Annotated in this window: 24 protein-coding genes; 16 read left to right on the top strand and 8 right to left on the bottom strand. The window is 66.0% G+C overall.

What is annotated here, in order from left to right; genetic code table 11:
- The first annotated feature begins 27 nt into the window (after positions 1 to 27).
- Together ABC347_RS15995 and ABC347_RS15990 are read left to right on the top strand one after the other, a co-directional pair.
- Positions 28 to 609 (top strand): nitroreductase family protein, encoded by a 582-nt coding sequence (locus ABC347_RS15995; protein WP_413246704.1) that lies wholly within the window; start codon positions 28 to 30, stop codon positions 607 to 609.
- Positions 610 to 639: 30 nt separating this feature from the next.
- The gene (locus ABC347_RS15990) at positions 640 to 1,002 is read left to right on the top strand and encodes a GntR family transcriptional regulator (RefSeq protein WP_413246703.1); all 363 of its coding nucleotides are present in this window, start codon (positions 640 to 642) and stop codon (positions 1,000 to 1,002) included.
- Positions 1,003 to 1,047: 45 nt separating this feature from the next.
- On the opposite strand, the gene ABC347_RS15985 is transcribed toward ABC347_RS15990, so the two are convergent.
- A complete protein-coding gene (locus ABC347_RS15985; protein ID WP_413246702.1) occupies positions 1,048 to 2,766 on the bottom strand; it encodes an acyl-CoA dehydrogenase family protein in 1,719 nt (572 codons plus the stop codon).
- 48 nt (positions 2,767 to 2,814) lie between these two features.
- On the opposite strand from ABC347_RS15985, the gene ABC347_RS15980 reads away from it, so the two are divergent.
- Complete coding sequence (locus ABC347_RS15980; RefSeq protein WP_413246701.1) at positions 2,815 to 3,777, top strand: L-threonylcarbamoyladenylate synthase; 963 nt, start codon at positions 2,815 to 2,817, stop codon at positions 3,775 to 3,777.
- 19 nt (positions 3,778 to 3,796) lie between these two features.
- Here the strand turns inward: ABC347_RS15980 and msrA are convergent, their stop codons facing one another.
- Positions 3,797 to 4,345, bottom strand: a complete 549-nt coding sequence (gene msrA, locus ABC347_RS15975; protein ID WP_413246700.1) for a peptide-methionine (S)-S-oxide reductase MsrA — start codon at positions 4,343 to 4,345, stop codon at positions 3,797 to 3,799.
- A 273-nt stretch (positions 4,346 to 4,618) separates the two neighbouring features.
- Between msrA and ABC347_RS15970 the strand changes: the two genes are divergently transcribed.
- A complete protein-coding gene (locus ABC347_RS15970; RefSeq protein ID WP_413246699.1) occupies positions 4,619 to 4,867 on the top strand; it encodes a hypothetical protein in 249 nt (82 codons plus the stop codon).
- Between the two features lie 275 nt (positions 4,868 to 5,142).
- Here the strand turns inward: ABC347_RS15970 and ABC347_RS15965 are convergent, their stop codons facing one another.
- Positions 5,143 to 6,420: a nucleotide sugar dehydrogenase gene (locus ABC347_RS15965; RefSeq protein WP_413246698.1), complete on the bottom strand. Its 1,278-nt coding sequence runs from the start codon at positions 6,418 to 6,420 to the stop codon at positions 5,143 to 5,145.
- 64 nt (positions 6,421 to 6,484) lie between these two features.
- Positions 6,485 to 7,483 carry an NAD-dependent epimerase/dehydratase family protein gene (locus tag ABC347_RS15960; RefSeq protein ID WP_413246697.1) on the bottom strand — a complete coding sequence of 333 codons (999 nt, stop codon included), beginning with the start codon at positions 7,481 to 7,483 and terminating at the stop codon, positions 6,485 to 6,487.
- A gap of 200 nt (positions 7,484 to 7,683) precedes the next feature.
- On the opposite strand from ABC347_RS15960, the gene ABC347_RS15955 reads away from it, so the two are divergent.
- From ABC347_RS15955 to ABC347_RS15940, 4 genes are read left to right on the top strand one after another with little or no spacing between them, the layout of a single operon-like run.
- Positions 7,684 to 8,805: a glycosyltransferase family 4 protein gene (locus tag ABC347_RS15955; protein ID WP_413246696.1), complete on the top strand. Its 1,122-nt coding sequence runs from the start codon at positions 7,684 to 7,686 to the stop codon at positions 8,803 to 8,805.
- Positions 8,802 to 9,392, top strand: coding sequence for a sugar transferase (locus tag ABC347_RS15950; protein WP_413246695.1), 591 nt, complete (start codon positions 8,802 to 8,804; stop codon positions 9,390 to 9,392). The genes ABC347_RS15955 and ABC347_RS15950 overlap by 4 nt, the downstream gene beginning before the upstream one ends.
- Complete coding sequence (locus tag ABC347_RS15945; RefSeq protein ID WP_413246694.1) at positions 9,389 to 10,030, top strand: acetyltransferase; 642 nt, start codon at positions 9,389 to 9,391, stop codon at positions 10,028 to 10,030. The genes ABC347_RS15950 and ABC347_RS15945 overlap by 4 nt, the downstream gene beginning before the upstream one ends.
- The gene (locus ABC347_RS15940; protein ID WP_413246693.1) at positions 10,030 to 11,232 is read left to right on the top strand and encodes a DegT/DnrJ/EryC1/StrS family aminotransferase; all 1,203 of its coding nucleotides are present in this window, start codon (positions 10,030 to 10,032) and stop codon (positions 11,230 to 11,232) included. Before ABC347_RS15945 ends, ABC347_RS15940 begins: the two co-directional genes overlap by 1 nt.
- 33 nt (positions 11,233 to 11,265) lie before the next feature.
- Here the strand turns inward: ABC347_RS15940 and ABC347_RS15935 are convergent, their stop codons facing one another.
- Positions 11,266 to 12,339, bottom strand: a complete 1,074-nt coding sequence (locus tag ABC347_RS15935; RefSeq protein ID WP_413246692.1) for a glycosyltransferase family 2 protein — start codon at positions 12,337 to 12,339, stop codon at positions 11,266 to 11,268.
- Between the two features lie 138 nt (positions 12,340 to 12,477).
- Between ABC347_RS15935 and ABC347_RS15930 the strand changes: the two genes are divergently transcribed.
- Genes ABC347_RS15930 through ABC347_RS15910 form a run of 5 tightly spaced genes read left to right on the top strand, consistent with a single transcriptional unit; the run spans position 12,478 to position 15,988 of the window.
- Entirely contained in the window at positions 12,478 to 13,095 is a 618-nt protein-coding gene (locus ABC347_RS15930; RefSeq protein WP_413246691.1) for an HAD family hydrolase, read from the top strand.
- Positions 13,089 to 13,994: a phosphotransferase family protein gene (locus tag ABC347_RS15925; RefSeq protein ID WP_413246690.1), complete on the top strand. Its 906-nt coding sequence runs from the start codon at positions 13,089 to 13,091 to the stop codon at positions 13,992 to 13,994. The genes ABC347_RS15930 and ABC347_RS15925 overlap by 7 nt, the downstream gene beginning before the upstream one ends.
- On the top strand, positions 13,994 to 15,049 hold the full coding sequence (locus ABC347_RS15920) for a hypothetical protein (RefSeq protein ID WP_413246689.1): 1,056 nt from the start codon (positions 13,994 to 13,996) through the stop codon (positions 15,047 to 15,049). Before ABC347_RS15925 ends, ABC347_RS15920 begins: the two co-directional genes overlap by 1 nt.
- A 25-nt stretch (positions 15,050 to 15,074) precedes the next feature.
- Positions 15,075 to 15,830 carry a metallophosphoesterase gene (locus ABC347_RS15915; RefSeq protein WP_413246688.1) on the top strand — a complete coding sequence of 252 codons (756 nt, stop codon included), beginning with the start codon at positions 15,075 to 15,077 and terminating at the stop codon, positions 15,828 to 15,830.
- Positions 15,831 to 15,862: 32 nt separating this feature from the next.
- On the top strand, positions 15,863 to 15,988 hold the full coding sequence (locus ABC347_RS15910) for a hypothetical protein (RefSeq protein WP_413246687.1): 126 nt from the start codon (positions 15,863 to 15,865) through the stop codon (positions 15,986 to 15,988).
- On the opposite strand, the gene ABC347_RS15905 is transcribed toward ABC347_RS15910, so the two are convergent.
- From ABC347_RS15905 to ABC347_RS15895, 3 genes are read right to left on the bottom strand one after another with little or no spacing between them, the layout of a single operon-like run.
- Positions 15,982 to 17,253 (bottom strand): hypothetical protein, encoded by a 1,272-nt coding sequence (locus ABC347_RS15905; protein ID WP_413246686.1) that lies wholly within the window; start codon positions 17,251 to 17,253, stop codon positions 15,982 to 15,984. The two genes, ABC347_RS15910 and ABC347_RS15905, sit on opposite strands and share 7 nt — an antisense overlap.
- Complete coding sequence (locus ABC347_RS15900) at positions 17,250 to 18,392, bottom strand: glycosyltransferase (RefSeq protein ID WP_413246685.1); 1,143 nt, start codon at positions 18,390 to 18,392, stop codon at positions 17,250 to 17,252. Before ABC347_RS15900 ends, ABC347_RS15905 begins: the two co-directional genes overlap by 4 nt.
- Positions 18,389 to 20,032, bottom strand: a complete 1,644-nt coding sequence (locus ABC347_RS15895) for a polysaccharide biosynthesis protein (RefSeq protein ID WP_413246684.1) — start codon at positions 20,030 to 20,032, stop codon at positions 18,389 to 18,391. The genes ABC347_RS15900 and ABC347_RS15895 overlap by 4 nt, the downstream gene beginning before the upstream one ends.
- A 106-nt stretch (positions 20,033 to 20,138) precedes the next feature.
- Here ABC347_RS15895 and ABC347_RS15890 point away from each other — a divergent pair, with 106 nt between their 5' ends.
- From ABC347_RS15890 to ABC347_RS15880, 3 genes are all read left to right on the top strand, one after another.
- Positions 20,139 to 20,387 (top strand): hypothetical protein, encoded by a 249-nt coding sequence (locus ABC347_RS15890; RefSeq protein ID WP_413246683.1) that lies wholly within the window; start codon positions 20,139 to 20,141, stop codon positions 20,385 to 20,387.
- A gap of 203 nt (positions 20,388 to 20,590) precedes the next feature.
- Positions 20,591 to 22,081, top strand: coding sequence for an oligosaccharide flippase family protein (locus ABC347_RS15885; protein WP_413246682.1), 1,491 nt, complete (start codon positions 20,591 to 20,593; stop codon positions 22,079 to 22,081).
- An 11-nt stretch (positions 22,082 to 22,092) separates the two neighbouring features.
- Positions 22,093 to 22,845, top strand: coding sequence for a TylF/MycF/NovP-related O-methyltransferase (locus ABC347_RS15880; protein ID WP_413246681.1), 753 nt, complete (start codon positions 22,093 to 22,095; stop codon positions 22,843 to 22,845).
- The last annotated feature ends 10 nt before the right edge of the window (positions 22,846 to 22,855 follow it).

The following is a 22,855-nucleotide window of genomic DNA, read 5'->3' as shown; positions in this document are numbered from 1 at the left end:
GATGATGACGTTGCTAGGCCAACGGCCATGCTAAACGATCGCTCTTCCGCCGCATCGCTGCTTGCCACTCGCCGCTCGGGCAAGCCGCGCGACATGATCACACCGGGCCCGGATCAGGCGATGATGGATCGCATCTTGGCCGCCGCCTGCCGCACCCCCGATCATGGCAAGCTCGCGCCATGGCGGTTCGTTATTGTGCCGCAGGATGCGCGGAACGCCTTCGCCGCCATGCTGCGTGATGCCTATCTGGCCGACAAGCCCGATGCAGGCCGACTGGAGTTGGAGGCGATCGACCAGTTCGCGCACCAGGCCCCTGCTCTGGTCGTCGCGATCTCCTCACCCGCGCGCGCTTCGCACATCCCGATCTGGGAACAGGAACTGTCGGTCGGTGCCGCCTGCATGAACCTGATCCTGGCCGCGCACGCCGAAGGCTTGGTCGCCGGCTGGCTGACTGGGTGGGCCTCCTATTCCCCCGAGGTGCGCACGTCGTTCGCTGAGGATCATGAACGGATCGCGGGCTTCATCTTCCTGGGCACGGCGCCGGCCGAGCCGCAGGAACGCCCCCGGCCCGAACTGTCATCGAAGGTCACCATCTGGCAACATCAATAGGCTTGACGCGCCATGCTGTGTTATTACAGCATGACGGTGATGACCAGTCCTGCCAGCGACCGCCCCGTCTACCTGCGCCTGCGCGATCATATCGCCGCCGCGATCCTCGATGGCACCTTTCGCGATGGCGATCCGCTGCCGTCGGTCCGCGCTTTCGCGGCCGAGCATGGCGCCAATCCACTGACCGTCGCGAAGGCCTATCAGACCTTTCAGGAAGACGGTCTGGTCGCGGTGCGCCGCGGCGTCGGCATGTTCGTGGCCGAAGGCGCCACTGCCCGGTTGCTGGCCAGCGAACGCAAGATGTTTCTAGAAGAGGAATGGCCGCTGGTCGCCGCGCGCATCCGCCTGCTGCGGCTCGACGCCGACGACCTCGTGGAACGCATCGGCGCCTGACTGCCGCTCGTCGCCCCTGCGCAGGCAGAGGCGAATGCAGTGTGATCACGCCGTCAGAGCGGCCTCGTCGACCGCGTAGAGCCCCGCCGCCCCGGCCAGCGCCGCAGCCTCCTCGCCCGCCGCTTCGGGCACGATCCTCTCCAGCAGGAAGCGTGAGGCGGTCCGCTTCATCCGCTCGAAATCGCTGTTCCCCGTGGCCGCCGCCGCCTGCCGCGCCATCAGCCAGCCGGCGACGAGCACCGCGCACATCTTCAGGAACGGCACGCTGCCGGCCAATCGGTCGTCCACCTCGGCAGCAAGGAACGCCTCGGCGACCCGCTCGACCGCGTCGGCCAGCGCCATCAGCGCCGCTTCGCCGCCGGCCTCGCTGCGGATATCGGCGATCAGCGCGGCCAGCGCAGCCCCGCCATCCCCCATCAGCTTGCGACCGACCAAATCCGCCGCCTGGATGCCATTGGTGCCTTCGTAGATTGGCGCGATCCGCGCATCGCGATAATGTTGCGCAGCGCCCGTCTCCTCGACGAAGCCCATGCCGCCATGAACCTGTACGCCCAGGCTGGCGACCTCCACGCCGACATCGGTTCCCCACGCCTTGGCCAGTGGCGTCAGCAGGTCCAGCCGCGCACGCGCCGCCGCATCGCCCAGATGCGCGCGATCGGCCATGCCGGCGGCGTGATAGACCAGCGCGCGCGCGCCCTGCGTCAGCGCCTTCATGCGGATCAGCATCCGGCGTACATCGGGATGCTCGACGATCGCGACGGGCGCGCCGCCCGCCACGCCCGCGCGGGCGGATTGCACGCGGCCCAGCGCATAGGCCACCGCCGCCTGCGTCGCCCGCTCGGCGATCGACACGCCCTGCAGGCCCACGTTCAGCCGCGCATTGTTCATCATCGTGAACATCGCGCGCATGCCGCCCTGTTCGGGGCCGATCAGCCAGCCGTGGCAATCGTCATTGTCGCCATAGCTCATCACGCAGGTGGGCGAGGCATGGATGCCCAGCTTGTGCTCGATCGATACACAGCGCACATCGTTGGCCGCACCTGGCCGGCCATCGGCATCCAGCCGAGATTTCGGCACCAGGAACAGCGAGATGCCGCGCGTGCCCGGCAGCGCATCGGGCGTGCGCGCCAGCACCAGATGCACGATATTGTCGGCCAGATCATGATCGCCATAGGTGATGAAGATCTTGGTGCCCTTGATCCGCCAGCTGCCATCCCCCGCCGGGGTGGCGGTGGTGCGCAGCGCGCCGACGTCCGATCCCGCCTGCGGTTCGGTCAGGTTCATCGTGCCGTTCCATTCGCCGGTCACCAGCTTTGGCAGCCAGGCCTGCTGCAATTCCGGCGATCCGTGGCTCACCAGAGCTTCGATCGCCCCGGTGCTCAGCATCATGATCAAGGATGCGCCCATGTTGGCGCTGCCGATATCTTCCAGCACCGCGGTCGCCAGGCTGAACGGCAGCCCCTGCCCGCCATGTTCGACCGGCGCGTTGAGCGTGCCCCAGCCGCCATCGACATAGTCGCGATAGGCGGCGCGGAAGCCGTCTGGCATCGTCACGCCGTCCGGCGTCCAGCGCGCGCCGACCGTGTCGCCGATCCGGTTGAGCGGGGCATAGGCACCCTCGGCCAGTTGCGCCGCCCCTTCCAGGATCGCATCCACCACATCCGGCGTGGCCGCAGCAAACGCCTCATGCTTCGCCAGCTCCGCGATCCGCACGACATGCTCCAGCACGAATCGCTGCTCGCTGATCTGCGCGGTGAAGCTCATTCCATCCTCGTCCTTGCCTGCCGGTTGCGCCGGCTATAGCGCGCAGCCGTGCCGCCGCCAAACAACTTTACGTCTACGGAAACCGTGGCTGCCGATGCCGTCGGCATCGCGCGCGCCGCCGCGCTGATCCGCGCCGGCCAGCCGGTCGCGGTGCCGACCGAAACCGTCTACGGTCTCGCCGCCGATGCCACCGACGGGGCCGCAGTCGCGCGCATCTATGCCGCCAAGGGCCGCCCCGCGTTCAACCCGCTGATCGTTCATGTCATGGACCCGGCGGCGGCCGAAGAGCTGGCCCATCTCGATTCGATCGCGCGGCGGTTGGCCGACGCCTTCTGGCCCGGACCGCTGACACTGGTGGTGCCCGCCCGCACCGGTTCGCTAATCGCGCCGCTTGTCACAGCAGGGCTGAAAACGATCGCGATCCGCTGCCCCGCCCACCCGGCGATGCGCGCATTGCTCGCCGCCTGCGGCCAGCCGCTCGCGGCCCCTTCCGCAAATGCCAGCGGCACGATCAGCCCCACCACCGCCGGCCATGTGCTCGCCTCGCTCGGCAGGCGCATTCCGCTGGTGATCGACGGCGGAGCCACCGCAGTCGGCCTCGAATCCACGATCATCGCAGTGATGCCGGATCGGCTGCGCCTGCTCCGCCCCGGGCCGATCACGGCCGATGCACTCGCACGGGCCACCGGCCTGCCGATCACGCTGGGCGGGGGTGAGACGATCGAGGCCCCCGGGCAGCTTGCCAGCCATTATGCCCCAGCGAAGCCGCTGCGCTTGAACGCTACGCAGGCCGAGGAGAGCGAATGGCTGATCGGCTTCGGTCCGGTGCGCGGTGACGACACGCTGTCTTCCGGCGGCGATCCCGTCGAAGCGGCGACTCACTTGTTCGCCGCACTCCACCGCGCCGATGCCGCGGCTGCCGCCCGCATCGCTATTGCGCCGATCCCGGAAGACGGGCTTGGCGTCGCGATCAACGATCGGCTGCGTCGCGCCGCCGCGCCGCGGCCGTGAGGGCGGCAGCCGCCGGCGGTCAGTCGGCCGCCGCGGTCGCCTTCAGCCGTTCCGCATAACCCTTGCGCAGCTTGGCCAGCTTGGGCGGGATCGTCGCCAGGCAATAGGGGTTGCCGCGGCCTTCGGTCGCCCAATAGTCCTGGTGATAATCCTCGGCCGGATACCAGTGCGAATCGGGCTCGATCGTGGTCACGATCGGCGCCGCGAAATCGGGCTGGGCGCGCTGCTTCGCTGCCTTCGCCTCGGCCCCCTGCTCAGGCGTGTGCGGAAAGACTGCCGAGCGATACTGCGTACCGACATCGTTGCCCTGCCGATTCAGCTGGGTCGGATCGTGGGTATGAAAGAAGATGTCCAGCAGATCGCCATAGCCGATCACTGTCGGGTCATAATGGACGCGGATCGCCTCGGCATGGCCGGTCGTGCCGCTGCACACCTGCTTGTAAGTCGGGTCGACGGTATGGCCGCCGATATATCCGCTTTCGACGGCGGAGACGCCCGCCAGATCCTTGAACACCGCTTCCACACACCAGAAGCAGCCGCCTGCCAGCGTCGCGATTTCATCGGCCATCGGTTCCATGCTCCTGATCTTGCGTCTCGGCAGGAAGATGGGCGCGCGCGTGATTATTGCAACGATCGAAGGATGGTGCGGAACCGGAACGAGCAGACCGCATTTTCATTGATCGGTAAGGGGCGGACGCTATGCATCGGCCTGAGCGTTCAACAAGTGTCGTCCTTACAAGCGCGGCAATTGTGGAAAAAACAGCGTTAATGGTTGTCAGCCGATGGTCGTTACGCTAGTGCACAACGAGTTTCGTAGTTTCGTCGTTGAAGAGGTGGGCAGATGTTCCGGAAATTGACCACGATGGCGACCGTCGCCTCGTTCGGCCTCGCCGCTCTGGCGTCTGGTGCCGCGATCGCGCAGCGTGCGCCTGCCGCGGCTCCTGCCACCGTCAGCCGTGCCGCCCAGCCGGCGGATGCCGACAGCGAACTGAATGGCGGCAGCGCGATCGTCGCGATCCTGGCGCTGCTGGCGGTTGCCGCCGGCGTGGCCACCGTGATCGAGGGTGATGGCGACCCCGTCAGCCCGTAATTTCGGCGACATCGCTGATCTGATCAAGGCGCGGCAGCACGGCTCCCGCGCCTTTTTCATGCCCGGAATCGGTCAGGCGTTTGGAGCGGAGCAAATGGCTGCTGTCTTCGCCCCGTCACTCCAGGTCGAGTGGCTCGCACTGGTCTTGGAAGGGCTGTGCTCCGTCCTTCTGGCATCTCACGCAGCGGACCGGGGCTTCAACAGGCTCAGCCCAAACGGCCGTCAGAAAGACGCGTCAGTCAGGCCATTGAGCCTTCAGTGATCACCCCGTGACTTTATAGCGACCAGCGATTCGTGACCCCGGACAGCGCTCGATCGCGCCACATGCCCTTCAGGTCCGCCACCAGCCCGCCTTCGGCCACCAGCGCGGCGATCTGCGAATCGGGCATCACCCGATACTCGGCGTGCGCCACCGCACCAAACACCACGTCATAGCGCGCGGACAGCGCATCCGGATCGGGGCTGATGCCATATTCGTGGCGCGCCTCGCCCGAATCGGCGTGGGGGTCATGCACCGTCACCCGGTGGCCCAGCGCCTCAAGCCGCTTGATGACGTCACATACCTTGGAGTTACGCAGGTCAGGGATGTCCTCTTTGAAGGTCAGCCCCAGCACCAGCACGCTGCCGGTGGTGCCATTGCGGCGGTCATGGATCGCATCCGCCACCCACCGGCCCATGCCGTCATTGGTTGATCGCCCGGCCAGGATCACACGCGGGTCATGGCCCAATTGTTCGGCGCGCGCGCTCAGATAATAGGGGTCCACCCCGATGCAGTGCCCGCCGACCAGTCCGGGCGTGAAGGGCAGGAAATTCCACTTGGTGCCTGCCGCCGCCAGCACGTCCCAGATCGACAGATCGAGCTTCGCAAAGATCTGGGTGATCTCGTTGATGAAGGCGATGTTGATGTCGCGCTGGGCATTCTCGATCACCTTGGCCGCTTCCGCCGCCTTGATCGATGCCGCGCGGAACGTGCCGGCGCTGGTCACCGCGCCATAGACGACGCAGAGCCGGTCGAGCGTGGCTGCGTCCTCGCCGGCCACCACCTTCACGATCCGGTCGACAGTATGCTCGCGGTCGCCCGGGTTGATCCGCTCTGGGCTGTAGCCCAGGAAGAAGTCGGTGCCCCGCTTCAGGCCAGAGACGCGCTCCAGCTCCGGCCCGCATTCATCCTCGGTCACGCCGGGATAGACAGTGCTTTCATACACCACGATCGCGCTGCTGCCGGCCGCGATCAGCTTGCCCACGGTGCGCGTGGCCGACATCACCGGTCGCAGGTCCGGCCGGTTGTCGGCGTCGACCGGCGTCGGCACGGTCACGATGTAGATGTCCGCGCCCGCGCAGTCGCCCGGCTCCGAAGTCAGCATCAGCGGGGACGCCAGCATCCGGTCGCGATCGATCTCGCGGGTGCGGTCATGGCCGTCGCGCAGCTCGGCAATGCGGCCCGCGTCGATGTCGAGCCCGACCGTGTCGAACGACTTCGCCAGCGCCACCGCCAGCGGCAACCCGACATAGCCCAGCCCCACCACCACGATCCGGGGCGCGCGCTCGCTCATGCTCGATCCTTCATCCATCCTGCTGGCGCGCTGTAGCCGCCAAAAGCTAAGGAAGCGCTGATCGTCAGACGCCGTGATATCCGCGATACCAGTCGACGAAGGCAGGCACGCCGACGTCGATCGGGGTGGTCGGCCGATAGCCGAGATCACGCTCGATCGCGCTGATGTCGGCGAAGGTGTCCTTCACGTCGCCCGGCTGCATGCCCTGCATGTCCTTTATCGCCGCACGCCCGCACGCTTGCTCGATCAGGCCGATCATCCGGGTCAATTCCTCGGATCGATTGTTGCCGATATTGTAGAGCCGGTGCGGCCCCTTCGATCCGCCCGCCTTCTCCACACCATCATCGGGCGGCGGATTGTCCAGGCAGGCGACCACACCCGAGACGATATCGTCGACGAAGGTGAAGTCGCGCCGCATGTCGCCGCCGTTGAACACCGGGATCGGGCGACCTTCCAGGATCGCCTTGGTGAAGATCCACATCGCCATGTCCGGCCGCCCCCACGGGCCATAGACAGTGAAGAAGCGCAGGCCCGTCAACGGCAGGCGATAGAGATGCGCGTAGGTCTCGCTCATCAGCTCGTCCGCCTTCTTGGTGGCGGCATAGAGCGACAGCGGATGATCGACCCGATCCTCCACGCGGAACGGCAGCGTCTCGTTGCCGCCATAGACCGAAGAGGACGAGGCATAGACCATGTGGTCAAGCCCGCGGTGGCGCGCCACCTCCAGCAGGTTGACGTGGCCGACCAGGTTGGAACGCACATAGGCGCGCGGATTCTCTATCGAATAGCGCACGCCCGCCTGCGCGCCGAGATGGACGACACGGTCGAAACGCTCGTCCGCAAGCGCCGAATCCAGTGCGGCATCGTCGGCGAAATCGACCTCGACGAAGCGGAAGGCGTTGCCCGCTCGCGCGGCCAGATCCGCGATGCGATCGCGCTTCAGGCGCGGATCGTAATAATCGTTGACGTTGTCGATTCCGATCACTTCGTCGCCACGCGCGGTCAGCCGGCGGGACAGATGATAGCCGATGAAGCCTGCCGCCCCCGTCACCAATACGCGCATCGATCCTCGGCCCTTTCCCGCAGACGCGGCCGCTGTGGCGCAGCGGGCGGCGGGCCGCAACCCTTGCGCTTGCCAGCCCGACCCCGTCCCCCCTAAGCGGCGCAGATCGTCATCCTGGCGCTAGTCGGGATCCAAGCCGCAACGCCTGCGCGCCTGGATGCTGACGCCCGTGAGAGTGGCGGATCGGGAAAGGGGCAATCGTGGCGCGCGTGCTGGTGCTGGCGGGGCTGGCCGAATCGCTGGTGAATTTCCGCGGAGAGCTGTTGCGCGCAATGGCGCGCGCGGGCCACGAAGTGCATGTCGCGGCCCCCGGCGCGGTGGCACTGATTGCCGCGTCGCCGCTGGCCGGCATCGTCACCGCGCATGATCTGGCGCTCGATCGCACCGGATCGAACCCGCTGGCCGATCTCGCCTTGATCCGCGCCTATCTGCGGCTGATCCGCGTGGTGAAGCCCAGCCACCAGCTGGCCTACACGATCAAGCCGGTGGTCTATGGATCGATCGCCGCGGGGATCGCCCGGGTGCCGCAGATCTTCTCACTCGTCACCGGGCTCGGCTATCTGTTCGAAAGCCGATCCGCCAAGGCGCGGGCGATGCGCATCGTGCTAGGCCCGCTGTTCCGCGCGGCGCTTGCCGCCAACGCCCGCGTCTTTTTCCAGAATCCCGACAATCTGGCCAGGTTCGTGGCCGCCGGGCTGATTCCCAACGATGGCCGCGCGGTGATCGTCAACGGATCGGGGGTCGATCTCGATCGCTTCGCCCCTGCACCGCTGCCCGATCGTCCGGCGGTGGTGATGATCGCGCGCTTGCTGAAGGACAAGGGCGTGATCGATTATGCGGACGCCGCCAGGATCGTGCGCGCTGCGCGGCCGGACGTGCCGTTCCGCCTGGTCGGCTGGCACGATACCGGCAATCCCGATGCCGTGCCGCCCGCGCTGATCGACGGCTGGGTGGCGGACGGCACGATCGACTATCTCGGCCGGCAGGATGATGTCCGCCCCGCGATCGCCGATGCCAGCCTCTATGTGCTGCCCTCCTATCATGAAGGCACGCCGCGCACCGTACTGGAGGCGATGGCGATGCGCCGCCCGATCGTGACCACCGATGTGCCCGGCTGCCGGGAAACCGTGGTCGATGGCGACAATGGCCGGTTGGTGCCCGCGGGCGATCCGCCCGCGCTGGCCGCAGCGATCCTCTCGATCCTGGACGATCCCGCGCTGGCGGAGCGGATGGCCGCGCGCAGCCTGAGCGTCGCGCGCGAAAAATATGATGTCCACACGGTCAACCGTGCGATGCTGACGGTGATGGGGCTGATGCGGTGAAGCGGCTGTTCGATATCCTGCTGGCGGCGGTGCTGCTGGTGCTGCTGAGCCCGGTGCTGGCGCTGACGGCGCTGGCGGTGCTGCTGCGCGATGGGCGCCCGATCCTGTTCCGGCAGACTCGCCCCGGGCTGCACGGCCGCCCCTTCCGGGTGGTCAAGTTCCGCACCATGGCCCCCGATACCGGTCCCGATCTCGACAGCAGCACGATGCGTGTGACGAAGCTCGGCGCAACGCTCCGCTCGACCTCGCTCGACGAATTGCCCGAGCTGTGGAACGTGCTGAAGGGCGAGATGAGCTTCGTCGGCCCGCGCCCGCTGCTGATGGAGTATCTCCCGTTCTACTCGCCCGAACAGGCGCGCCGCCACGATGTCCGCCCCGGGATTACCGGCTGGGCACAGATCAACGGCCGCAACGCGGTCAGCTGGCCACGTAAGCTGGCGCTGGACATCTGGTATGTCGACAATCGCAGCATGTTGATCGACATCAGGATCCTGTGGCTGACGGCGCTGAAGGTGCTACGGCGCGCCGATGTCGATCACGAGGCGGGGATGACGATGCCAAAATTCACCGGGCGCGAAACCGAATGAGCCGGGCGATCCTGTTCGGCGCCGGCGGCCATGCCCGCGTGGTGCTCGACGCGTTGCTCGCCTGCGATCCCGACCGGTCGGTGATCCTTCTCGACGATGCGGCACAGCCTGGCCGCACGCTGCTTCACCTCGAAGTCTCCGGCGGACGCGACTGGCTGCTCGCCAACCATCGCCCTGACGACGCGATCATTCCCGCAATCGGCGATAATCGCGCCCGGCTTGCGCTGATCGACTGGGCGAACGATCGCGGTTTCACGATCGAAACCGTGATCCATCCCGCCGCCGTCGTCGGTCGCGAGGTCTCGCTGGGCGGAGGCAGCTTCCTGGCGGCCGGCGCGATCGTCAATCCGTGCAGCACATTGGGCCGCGGGGTCATCGTCAACACCGCTGCGAGCGTGGATCATGACTGCACGATCGGCGATGGAGTGCATCTGGCGCCCGGCGTGCGCCTGTGCGGCACCGTTACACTTGGAGCACGATCGCTGGTCGGCGTCGGCGCGGTCGTCATTCCCGGGCGGGTGATCGGGGCCGATGTCGTGATCGCGGCGGGCGCTGCCGTCGCCGCCGATATCGCGGATGGCCTGCGCGTAGGCGGCGTGCCCGCGCGTCCGTTCGCGGTGCCGGATCGCGAACCCTGATGCTGGCGATCGACGGCGGCACACCCGTCCGCACCCGGCCCTTCGCGCCCTGGCCGCATTTCGATGCGGACGAGATCGCAGCCGCGGTGCGCGTGCTCGAATCGGGCAAGGTCAACCAGTGGACCGGGCACGAAGTGCGCGGGTTCGAGGCGGACTATGCCGCAGCCCTCGGGCGCACCCACGCGATCGCGCTGGCCAACGGCACGCTGGCGATCGAACTGGCGCTGATGGCCTGGGAAATCGGCCCGGGCGACGAGGTGGTGACGACCAGCCGCACCTTCATCGCATCGGCGAGCGCCGCGGTGATGCGGGGTGCCACGCCCGTCATCGCCGATGTCGATCCCGTCACCCAGAACATCACGGCAGACAGCATCCGCGCGGTGCTGACGCCGGCCACCAGGGCGATCATCGCGGTCCATCTCGCCGGCTGGCCGTGCGACATGGATGCGCTGTCGGCGCTGGCGCGCGAACGCGGGCTGCTGCTGATCGAGGATTGCGCGCAGGCTCACGGTGCCACCTGGGCCGGCCGGCCGGTGGGCAGCTTCGGCGATTGCGCCGCCTTCAGCTTCTGCCAGGACAAGATCATGACGACCGCCGGCGAAGGCGGCCTGCTGGCGCTGGACAACGAAGCGCGGTTCCGCACCGCCTGGGCCTACAAGGACCATGGCAAGAGCTATGAAGCGGTGTTCGAGCGCGAGCATCCGCCCGGCTTCCGCTGGCTGCATGAAAGTTTCGGCACCAACTGGCGGATGACGGAGGTGCAGGCCGCGATCGGCCGCATCCAGCTCGCCAAGCTGCCGGCCTGGACCGCGCGGCGGCAGGCGAACGGCGATGCGCTCGATCGGATGCTGGCCGGCGTGCCGGGTCTGCGGCTGACCCCGCCGCCGGCCGCGATCGGCCATGCCCGCTACAAATATTATGCGTTTCTCGAACGCGATCGCCTGAAGTCCGGCTGGACCCAGCAGCGCATCGTCGATGCGGTCGTGGCCGAAGGCGTGCCGTGCTTCTCCGGCAGCTGCTCGGAAATCTATCTGGAAAAGGCATTCACCGGACGCGGACTCGGGCCGGGGCAGCGCTTGCCCGTCGCCCGTCAACTGGGCGAGGAAAGCTTGATGCTGCTCGTCCATCCCACGCTCGACGAAATCGATATGCGCGATGCCGCCGATGCGGTTGCGAAGGTGATGACGCAGGCGGTGGCGTAAGCGGCGCGTGCCGGGTCACGCCAGCTTGATGAGTCAGGTCTGGGCAGCGGTTTCCAGCGACGTATTCCATTGCGCGAGCGCGCGAGCATGCAATCGCTTCGCGGTCGCCTCGCCGATCGGTCCGGCCGCGAGCAGCGTGCGCAGCGCCATCACTTTCCGGTTCCCCCTCATCAGGCGAGGATAGGCGGCATAGCCGAATGCGATCCCACGCTTCGCTTCCGAGCGACGCCCCGTGGCCAGCAGATGCAGGCCGCGAAGGCCGATATCCTGTTCGATAAAGGCGGAAGCCAGGCGATCCCGATCCAGCCCGGATCGCGCCATCACCGCATCCGGCAGGTCGAAGGTCGACAGATACTGGTCGGAAAGATGCTTGAGTGCGCCGAGCCGGGCCTGGATCGCCCCCTGATTGTTGGCATGGACGCGGTAACTGAATAGCGGCCGATCGATGAAGATCACCTCGTCAGCAGCGGCCATGATCTTCCACGAGAAATATTTGTCGGGGTTGATCAGCCGCCCGTTGGCATAGCCTTCGACGGCTTCGTAGATCGTCCGCGGATAGCAGGTCGTCAGGAACTTCAATGGGGTACGAAGCAGCGCCAGACTGTTCGACAGCAGGCGGCCGGCATCGATGCGCAACACGTCCGCGCCTGCGACTTTGGTCAGTGCCTCGTCGCGCACCGCTCCACCAAGCATCTTGCGGACGAGTGGCTCGTGCCCGGTAACATTCCCGTCGGAATCGATGACATGGCAGGTGCTGTTGAGAATTGCGCGGCTGCCCGCGTCCCCCATCGCCGCATCGACGGCGGCATAGCTTGCCAGCGCGTCCGGCATCAGCAGGTCGTCCGACGACAGCAGGATCATGCGATCGCCGTCCGCCAAGCTCGCTGCCTTGTCGAGATTACCCGCGAAGCCGACATTGCAGCGATTGATGCGCAGCTTGATCCGGCTGGGATCGAACCCCTTCACGATTTCCACCGACCGATCGGTGGATGCATTGTCGGCAACGCAGATCTCGAAATCGCGATGGGTCTGATCGAACACGCTCTGGATCGCCGCGCCGATATAGCGCTCGTAGTTATAGTTCGGGATGCAGATGCTGAACTTCATCGCTGTTCCCTGCCGCCCGCCCGCTGGCGAGTAAAGACGGGATAAGCGGTTGTCGCGTCACCCGGGGCTGCATAAGGAACTTGGCGGAGGCGAGGCGAGAGGGAACGGGGTGGTCAGCATGTCCGCGACGGTATCGGCGTGACCGAGGCCCGATCGCATCGTTTCACCCGCTATCGCGCCATCCTGTCCGATATGGATGGCACGCTGGTGGATACGATGCCGCTCCATTACCGCGCATATGCCGAGGTCCTGGCAGGCTATGGCGGCACGCTCGGCCGGGGCGATTTCGACGCGATCGTGGGCGGGCCGGCGCGCGACGCGATCCCGGCCTTCGTGGCCGCCGCGGGGCTGGATCCGATCCCGTTCGCCGACATCCACGCCGCGAAGAAGACGGTATTCGGTCGCATCATCGCCCGCGAACCACTCGATCCCCTGCCGGCCGTGGCGATCCTGCGGCAGGCGCGGGCGCACGACGTCAGGCTGGGCTTGGTCACATCAGCCAATGCGAGCGGCGCGATGGCTATTCTTGCAGGGCTTGGCATCACGGAACTGTTCGATGCGATTGTAACCGGTGACGATGTGGTGCGCGGCAAGCCCGATCCCGAACCTTACCTGCTGGCCGCCAGCCTGATCGATACGGATCCCGGCGATTGCCTGGTGCTGGAGGACCATGATGCCGGCATCGCCGCCGCCGCAGCCGCGGGGATGACTGCGATCGATGTGCGCACCCCGGATCTGGGCGGCTGGACATGGTAGGCCAAACAACCAGCGGCGTCTTCGCGGGGTTTGCCGAAGCGCTGCCCCTGTCCGGTTTCTCCGGTGCCGATGTCATGCTGCTGCGCCATTGGGACGGGCATCTGTTCGTCCGCAAGGCCGCTGCCACCCCGGCGGCCAACGATCGCCTCCGCCGCCAGGCTCGCCGGCAACACTGGCTGGAAGGCGCGGTCGGCGATACGGCGGTGGTCGCCCCGGTCGAAGGCGAGGGGGAAACCGATGGGCTCTACTGGTACGACATGGGGTTCATGCGCGGCCGCGATGCCGTCAGCCACTTGTCCGACGCGTCCTTTGCCGAAGTTGAAGGCTTCGCATCCGCGGTCAGCCGCCTGCTGGAAAGGCTCGCCGCTGCCTCCGCAGAGACACCGCTGCACGATGTCGGGCTGCGCGGGATGTTGCTGGACAAGCTGGCCGACATCGATACCCGCACACAGAACCGGCACGCGTCGATCCTGGGACCACTCGTCATGGCGGCGGTGCATATCCGCACCAGCATTGCAACGACGGCGGCGCACGGCGATCTGACGTTCGAGAACATCATCGTCGATGCGAACCATGGGCTCTGCCTGATCGATCCGATCGAAAGCCCGATCGAGCATTACTGGATGGATCTCGCCAAGCTGTTCCAGGATTGCGAAGGCCGCTGGCACCAGTATCGTCGGCGCGCTTTGCCGTCGTCGATAAGCTGGGCGCTGCGCCAGCGCTTCATGGGAATCGCGACTGCGATGGATGCGCGCTATCCTGCCTTCCACTATCTGCTGCTTGGGCTGACCTTCGCGCGCATCCTGCCCTATGCGAAGGACGATCGCGATCGCGCGTTCATCGCGCACCGCGTCGAGACATTCGGCGGGCTGGCGACCCGCGCGCTGGAGACTGCCTGATGAAGCTGATCGTACCGTGCGCCGGGCGTTCGTCGCGCTTTCCAAATATGCCACCCAAATGGATGCTTCCCGATCATGATGGCGTGCCGATGGTCGTCCGCGCGGTGGCCGGGCTTGAGTACCGACCAGAGGATCTGATCGTGACGCTGCTGGCGGAGCATGAGGACCGCTTCGGCGCATCCGCCGGGCTGGCGCGCGCCTTCGGCCATCCTGTGCGTACGGTGATCCTGCCCGAACCCACGCGCAGCCAGAGCGAGACCGTAGTCGAAACGCTGCGTCGCGCGGACGTGGCCGAGCCTTTCATGGTCAAGGATTCGGACAATCATTTCGCGCTGCCGGCGATCGAAGCCGCGTACAACTATGTCTCGGTTGCCAGCCTGAACGATTTCGATCAGATCAATCCACGCAACAAGAGCTACGCGCAGGTCGACCAGGAAGGGATCATCACCAACTTCCGCGAGAAGAAGGTGATCTCCGACCTGTTCTCGGTCGGCGGCTATTATTTTCTCGACCCCGCCGCCTTCGTCGGCGCCTATGAATCGCTGTCCGCCAGCCCGACCGCCGATGCGCACGAACTCTATCTGTCCGAGATCATCGCGTGGCTTTCGCTGCAGGGCACAGTGTTCAAAGTCCGCCCGGTGACTGGCTATCAGGATTGGGGCACGGTCCATGAATGGCGCAACGAGCTCGAAGGCCGGCGCGTCTATCTAATCAGCGTCGATGGCTTCCTCACCCAGCGCGGATCGACCTATTTCGGCGAGGGCTTCGCTGGCGCCACTGCGAACCCGGCAGCCGTCGATGCGGTCCGTGCACTGGGGGAACAGGGGCACGCGCTGATCTACTTGTCGATCCGGCCGACGCGGATGGAGCAGGAGACCCGCGCCGCGCTGGGCGCCTTGCAGCTGCCGGAAGGCCCGCTCGTGCTGGGCTGCGGCGTGGCGCAATGGACGCTCGTCACGAGCCCCGATCCGGCGATGCCGTTCGCCACCTCCGAGGCCATCGAACTGTCGCCGGACGATCCCAACCTGATCGAAAAGCTGGTCGGGCGGCGATGAGCACGCCTGAAATATTGCCTGCGCGATGATCGGGTTCCTGCGCCGCAAGCGAGAGCCAGCCGCGCCGGCCCCGGCAATTCCGCCGGGCCTGCGCGTCTATGCGATTGGCGATATCCACGGCCGGCTCGACCTGATGGATCAACTGATCTCCACAATGCACGCCGATAATGAAGGCCGGCCCGCCGCGCGCGTACACCTGATTTTCCTGGGCGACCTGATCGATCGCGGGCCGGACTCGGCGGCCGTGGTCGAACGGCTCGCCACGGATCCTCCCGCATTCGGCACCTGCCATCTTATCAGCGGGAATCATGAGGAAGCCCTGCTCGATGCGATGCGAGGCAATATCGAGACACGCGCAGGCTGGCTCGCCTATGGCGGCCGCGAAACGTTGATCAGCTACGGCGTATCGCCGGCTGCGATCGATGCCGGCGGGATGCTGCTCGATACCGCGATGCATGCCGCGATCCCGGCGTCGCATCTGCGCTTCATCGAAAGCTTCCACCGATCGATCCGGATCGGCGGCTATCTGTTCGTCCATGCCGGCATCCGGCCCGGCGTCGCGCTTGAGGAGCAGGATGTGGCCGACATGCACTGGATCCGCCAGGATTTCCTGGATGACGATCGCGACCACGGCGTCATGGTCGTCCATGGCCACACGATCACCGAGACCGTCGAGATGCGCTCCAACCGGATCGGGATCGATACCGGCGCCTACCGCACCGGCAGGCTGACCGCGCTCGGACTGGAAGGGGTGGACCGATGGATGCTGCAGACCGCGTAGGAGGTATCGACGCGGACTAGACGACGGGCGGTTTGCCGATCGCCTATCCCGCGACCATCGTCGCGGTCACTGCAACCACCGATCGCTGGGTCGAATCGCACGGCCGCCGCTGGTTCAACGGTCTGGTAGCCAAGGCTCGCGCCGCCGCGTTTCAGTAACGGCTGCCGCGCGCCTTGGCGATCTCGCGCAGGAATTCGGCACGGCGTGGAACGGCAGATCGCGGTTCGGCCGACCGCAGCGGCGCCGACGCCGCTGATCGGGATCGACCGGCTGCTCGGCCTTCCGCGGCAATGCTCAACATTAGGCCAAGCATCATCCAGAAGAAAGTGAAGCGCAGCCCCTGATGGGTCAGGCCGTAGATCAGCACTGGAACGATGTAGATCGCCAGCGAGAATGGCAGCGATCGAGCGAGCGTGATAAGCGCCAGGCTGAAGAGGGTCAGGCCGACGATACCATAGGAAAAAAGCATCGTTCCGAACGAGGAATGGATTTCGGCCACGACGGCCCCTCGTTGTTCCTCGAATCGCGCAAGGAAGCCCTCGCCGGCTCCGAATGCGGTGTACTGATAGTATTTCAGGATGCGGTTGTAGTTGCGGACTTCCAGCTGGGAAACTCTGTCGTCGCGGTTCAGTCTTTCCTCGACCGTCGATACGCGCTGGGTATTGCTCAGGTCCCCAGCCAGCGGCGATGCAACGAGAAGGACTGCCAGCATCGATCCGATCAGCATCCCCAGTACGCGCTTGATCGGTGTCTCCAGCGCGAACCAGGCCCACACCAGCAGCAGCAGCATGATCGAGACCGCTCCCGCGCGCGAGGCCCCGGCAATCTGGCACCACAGCGCCATCAGCAGGAAAGGCAGGTCCCAGATCCGCGTCCTGTTGCGACGCAGGATCAGCAGCAGGCTGACGACCACCAGCGCCCAGTAGGAAAGCTGGTTCGGGTTGCGGAACGTGCCCACGGCACGATAGCCGTCGTTCGCGCCGAACAGCACCACCGCGCCGAACTGGATGACGATCGACACCATCAGCGCGATCGGCACGATCCGATCGAACAGCGCCGGATCCCGTTCCCGCGTGCTGAATGTGGCCGCGACCACCAGGAAATTGAACATATAATATGTGGCCGAGACTCCGAACGCCAGCTTGCCCGTGATCAGCATCCATGCTGCGTTCACAAGGATGATCCAGATCACCAGAAACGCGAAAGTAGGCCAGAGGCGAGCGACGCGGATCAAGGCAGCGGGCGGCGACACGAGTAACGCCATGACGACCAGTGCGAGATCCGCCGGCTGCGCGCTGCCGCCCGAAAGAACGTAGAACATCTTGCCGATAAGGTAGAAGGCGATGGTGTAGATCGCCGCGATCCCGACCGTGTCGCGCTTGCCCGCAGGCTGGGGAATGGCGGTCGCGCTGGGCATCCTCATGCGGCTTTCCTGCGGTGGGGCCGTGCTTCCAGAACGGTCTCGAACAGCCTTTCATAGGCCGCTACGATCCGCTTCACATCATATTCCCGTGCCACATGTGTCTGCGCCCGTGCTGCCACCGCTGCGCGATCGACATCAAGCGCGCGCAGGACCGCGTTCGCGATGCCCGCAGCGTCGATCGATGGCGAGAGCCAGCCGGTTTCGTCGTCGATCACCATATCGCGAGTTGCGCCCGGGCAATCCGTCGCGACGACCGGCACACCCAGCGCCATCGCTTCCAGCAAGGCGTTGCTGAACCCTTCATAGCGGGAGGACGACACGAAAAGATCTGCTGCCGCAACCACCGCCAGGGGGGTCGCGCTGTGGCCCGGCAGAAACAGCGCATCGCTTAGCCCAAGCGATGCCGCCTGCGCCGTCAGCGCGGCTCGGGCGGGTCCTTCGCCGACTATGGTCAGCGCTGCGCCGGGATGCCGGGCGCGGATCGGGCACAGCGCCTCGATCAGCAGGTCATAGCCCTTCTGGAAATCGAGCCGCCCGACCGAGACCAGCGCTGGTGCGCCCCCGATCGACGCTTCTCCCTGCCCGGCGGCCGCCCGCACCAGCGCCAAATCGACCGGATTGCCGATCGTGGCGATCGGGGTGCGGCCGCCGATCCGGCCGGCGATCGCCGTCGCCATCGATGTGGATTGAGCGACGATCATATCGGCCCGCCGCAACATCGCCCAAGTGGCCTGCTCGGCCAATCGATGCTTGATCAGCGACTGCGTCTTCAACGCGGCGAAATCCTCCGCGATCGCGTTGGCCTGCCGCAACACATGCCGTGGCCGATGACGGCTGAGCGGGAGCGCCAACGCAGCCGTCATGTTCATCCGCTGCGTCGTGAACAGGATCGCAGGCTGCACCCGGTCGATCACTCGCGCCAATCGCGCCGCGGGGTAACGCCCACCCCCGATCCGCGCGATCGCGACATCGGCCGGCAGCGCGTCGAAATAGCGTCCGCCCTCTTCGCCGACTGCCAGCGCGACACGGAACCGTTCCCGCGCGAGGTTGGAGATCAGCGCATGCAGCACCCGATCCGGCCCTCCGGCATCGAGCTTCGGGATGGCGAACATCACCAGCGGTCGGGCATCGGATCTCATGCGGCGTCGCTGCCAGCGCGCCGCGTCAGCGGTGGCCCCGCATATTCGGGCACCATCATCGTCAACGACGCAAGTACCGCATCGGTATCGCCCGCACGCGCCGCCGCGCAGATGGCGTCGGTCGCATCAATTAGGAGGTCCAGCGCGGGCGCACGCGGACGAGCCAGGCTGGCCTTGGGGAATCCGGCCGGCTTTAGCGCCTCCGCGCTGTGCGCCAATTCCTCGTACAGCTTCTCGCCAGGGCGCAGACCCGTGATCTGGATGGCGATGTCGACGTTCGGCCGCAATCCGTGCAGCTGGATCATGCGTTCCGCCAGCGAGACGATCGAAACCGGCTCGCCCATGTCCAGCACATAGACGGCCCCATCCTCGGGCTGCTGCGCCAACGTGTTGGTGGTGGCGAACAGGATCAGCTCGCAAGCTTCCGGGATCGTCATGAAATATCGCGTGACATCGGGATGCGTGACCGTCAGTGGGCCGCCCTCAGCGATCTGCTTGCGGAACAGTGGGACGACCGAGCCCGCCGAATCAAGGACATTGCCGAACCGCACGCACACGAACCGTGTTGGCCCCCCGCCGCAATCGGCGTCGAGCGCCTGGCATAGCATTTCGGCCCAGCGCTTGGTGCAGCCCATCACGCTTGTCGGATTCACCGCCTTGTCGGTGGATACCAGCGTCATGATCTCGACCCCGTGGCTACGGGATAGTTCGGCGACGTTGCGCGTCCCTTGGATGTTGGTCAGCACCGCTTCGCTCGGGTGCCCCTCCAGCATCGGCACATGTTTCAGCGCGGCGGCGTGGAGCACTATGTCCGGCCGCTCGCAGGCGAAGACGCGGGCAAGCGCCGCGCGGTCGCGCACGTCGCAGAGTGCCATCTTCCGCTGCACCCGGGGGAAGGCCCGGTCGAATTCCGCATCGATCGCATAGAGGTTGAATTCGCACGATTCGAGCAGAACGATCCGCGCAGGCGAACAGCCGGCGATCTGGCGGACCAGTTCCGAGCCGATCGAGCCGCCGGCGCCGGTGACCAGCACGGTCCGGCCGCCTATCGCAGCGCTGACCGCGCCGGCATCGAGGCGGATCGGATCTCGGTGCAATATGTCCTCGATGGATACCGGCCGTAGCACATCGCCGGCCCCACGCTCGACCAGGCCCAGGATACTCGGCAATCGCGCCAGGCGCAGGCCGCAGACCGCGGCCGCCTCCAACGCCGCAGCCAGCTCATCCGGTCGCTCGCCATCTTCGGTCACGATCAGGCGCTGTGGGGCGATGCCCGTCATTCGGAAGCCCGCAAGCACGGAATCAAGGTTGGCAAGCGACCCTTTTGACAAGACGCCTCGTATCCGCCGCCCGCGCAGCCGTGCATCCTCGTGCAGGAACCCAAGGATCGCATAGCGCTGGGTCTCCGCGTTGGTGCGGATGAACTGCTCGGCGCGACGCCCGCTACCGTAGAGCAGTACAGGCTCGCCCAGTCCGGCAGCAGCGCGCGCCCGATAGTTGCGGCGCTCGATCCACAGCCGGAACAGCAGGCGTGGCGCCGACCACGCGCAGGTCATCATCATGCCGGTTCCCACGAACACGGCTAGGCCGGTGTACGGCGAAAAGCGGGTCAACGCGAATATGCCCGCGACGCTAGCCACGACCGTCGCGGCGATAACGATACCCAGCAAATCGCTGAGTGCGACATGCTGCCAGACTTGCAGATGAGCGCGAACAACCAATAGCGCTGGAAAACATGCCAGTAATGTGATTGCAAAAACGACTAAGGCGTTATCAAACGACGAAAAATTTAGCACCAGCAGCAATAGCGCTTCGCCGATTGCGGCCAACAGCAGGTCGACGATCAACAACACGCCGGGCGTTCGCAGCAACGCGGTCGCCTGGACAATTGCCAACAGACGCTGCGAAATCATCGATCCGGACCGCATCGATACCGTGCCTGCATGTAAAGTCGCTGTTGCCTATCCATCGCCCGCTCTCACCGCGCGGCATTAGGCATGCGCTCGCGGGCACGCAATCACAATGCGGACAAAGCCCCGGCAGCGGCTGTTCATTGCACCGACACGCCTTTTAGGCCATCGCCGCTGCCTAGCGCGATACCCATTCTTTCGGAACGGCTCAATGACCTGCCCATTTCGCCGACCGAGCGGAACCTGCGATCATACCCACATGCAGCACGAAGTGGTCGGCTTCACGCGATGAACGATCCCGTCGATCCGATCGAACGCGGCCAGACCTCCGATCTCACGCGGATGATCGCGCGTGGCGGAGCGTGGGCGATCGGAGCCCGCGCTGTCCGCGTGCTGGTCACCCTGATCGGGCTTGCGATCCTGGCGCGGTTGCTGACGCCCGGCGATTTCGGGGTGCTCGCGCTCGTCACCGCTGCGACCGCGCTGGCCGTCGTGCTCGAAGGCCTGATCGACTACCCGGTCCTGTCGCGAGACGATCTGACGCGCAATATGCTGCGTAGTTTGATTTGGCTGGCAATCCTGCCGCTGGCTCTGGTCGCCGTCCTGCTCTGGGCCGGGGCGCCGGCGATCGAGCGGGCGCTCGCCTTCCCGGGCCTGGCGATCGGCCTGCGCGCCATCTGCCCGGTGCTGATCCTGCAGACCTTCATCGTCACCGGCACCTCGGTGCTGCGCCGCCAGCACCGCTTCGCGACCGCTGCGCGGATTTCGGTGCTGCAGCCGATCGCCTATTACACCGTGGCGATCATGCTCGCGCAGATGGGATGGGGGTTGCGCAGCGCCCTGGCGGGCCTGGTGGTCGCCAACCTCGCGATCGCGATCGTGCTGATTGCCGAAGTCAGGCTGCCGGTACTGCCGCCCCGCCGCCTCGATCTCCACGGTATCGGCGGTGTCGGCGGGGTCGGTGCCGCATCGCGGCTCCTCGCCTGGGCGGCCACCAATGCCGATACGCTGATCATCGGCATCGTGCTCGGGCCGGTGTCGACCGGGCTCTACAGCCGTGCCTACAATATCTCGACCCAGCTCAAGGAGCCGTTCGCGGCGCTCGACTCGATCGTGCGCCAGGCAGTCGTCGCGCTGAAGCGGCGCGAAGCCGGCATGGCGATGCAGATCGACCGCACGGCCCGCCTGCTCGGGCTGGGCAGCGGGTTTATCGCCGCGATCGCGATCGTCTGCCGCCATGAGATCGTCGGGCTGCTGCTCGGCCGACAGTTCGCCGCGGCGGCACCCGTGCTGGCGGTGCTGGCCGCCGGCCTGCCAGCGCGCGTGATCGGTGTGTTTCGTGACGGACTGAGCGGCGCTGTCGGTGCCATGCGCGGCATGCTGCTGCGCAACCTGATCATCTGTCTGGTGATCGTGACGGGCGCGGCACTGGTGGCAAAACACGGCGTGTTGGCCGTCGCGATAATCGTGGTGGGGGCTGGCTATGCTGCGCTGCTGGTGCCGACCGGCGAGGCCAGGGCGACCGGACTTGGTAGCGGCAGGCTCTTTGTCCTGATGCTTCCGGGCATCGCGCTGGCAACGATTTTGACGCTCGTGGGCATGCTGGTCTTCACGCTGCTACCGAATTATGCGGCCGTGCGGCTCGCCAGCGCGGCCGCTTATTTTGGTGCTGTCGGGATCGGCCTGTTCCTGGCATTGCCGCCGCATTGGCTCGACGGGCGATCGTCCGCATTCCGGCAGCGACTGCTGATCAGGGCAGGCCGCGGAAAGCCGTTCTAGGGTTGCTTATCATGAAGTCAGTGATCTCCTCATTGATCGGCCGGCTCGGCTACACGGTCGCGCGCAAGCCGCGAGGCATCAACGAGGTCATTCCCGAAATCGATATCGATCAGGCCGATCTGCTGGCGCGTGCCAACCGATATTCGATGACGGGCTATATCCGGCTCTGGTCGTTCGCGCAGGCAATGCGCCATGCCGCCAGCGCCGGGATAGCGGGTGATATCGTCGAATGCGGCGTCTGGCGTGGCGGCAATTTGATTCTTGCCGCGCTGATGCGCGAACGGCTGGGCCTAAAGGGTGAGATCTGGGGCTTCGATACGTTCGAAGGCATGAGCGCGCCGCTGCCACTCGACCAGAAATCCCATCGCACCGACACCGCCCAAGAAACGTTCGACCGGCTGAAGCGCGACGATCATGTCGATTGGTGCTATGCGCCGATCGATGAAGTACGCGCGAACCTGCGCCGTGAAGTTGGCGACGCGCCCGTCCGGCTGGTCGCCGGCAAGGTCGAGGACACCCTGACGATTCCCGACAACATCCCCGATCGGATCGCCGTGCTGCGGCTCGATACCGATTTCTACGAAAGCACCCGCGCCGAACTCGAGACGCTCTATCCCCGGCTCAGCCCCGGCGGTGTATTGATCGTGGACGACTATGGCGAATGGGCCGGTGCCAAGCAGGCGGTCGACGAGTATTTCAGCGGCCAGAAGCCGTGGCTGCACTATGTCGATCGCTCCTGCCGGCTGATGATCAAGCCCGCCTGAACCTCCGCCG

It is taken from the genome of Sphingomonas canaveralia (genome assembly GCF_047238125.1).
Lineage (GTDB): Bacteria > Pseudomonadota > Alphaproteobacteria > Sphingomonadales > Sphingomonadaceae > JBDFMH01.
The sequence above is the reverse complement of the archived record's forward strand: the minus strand, read 5'-3'. Positions and strand labels throughout refer to the sequence as shown.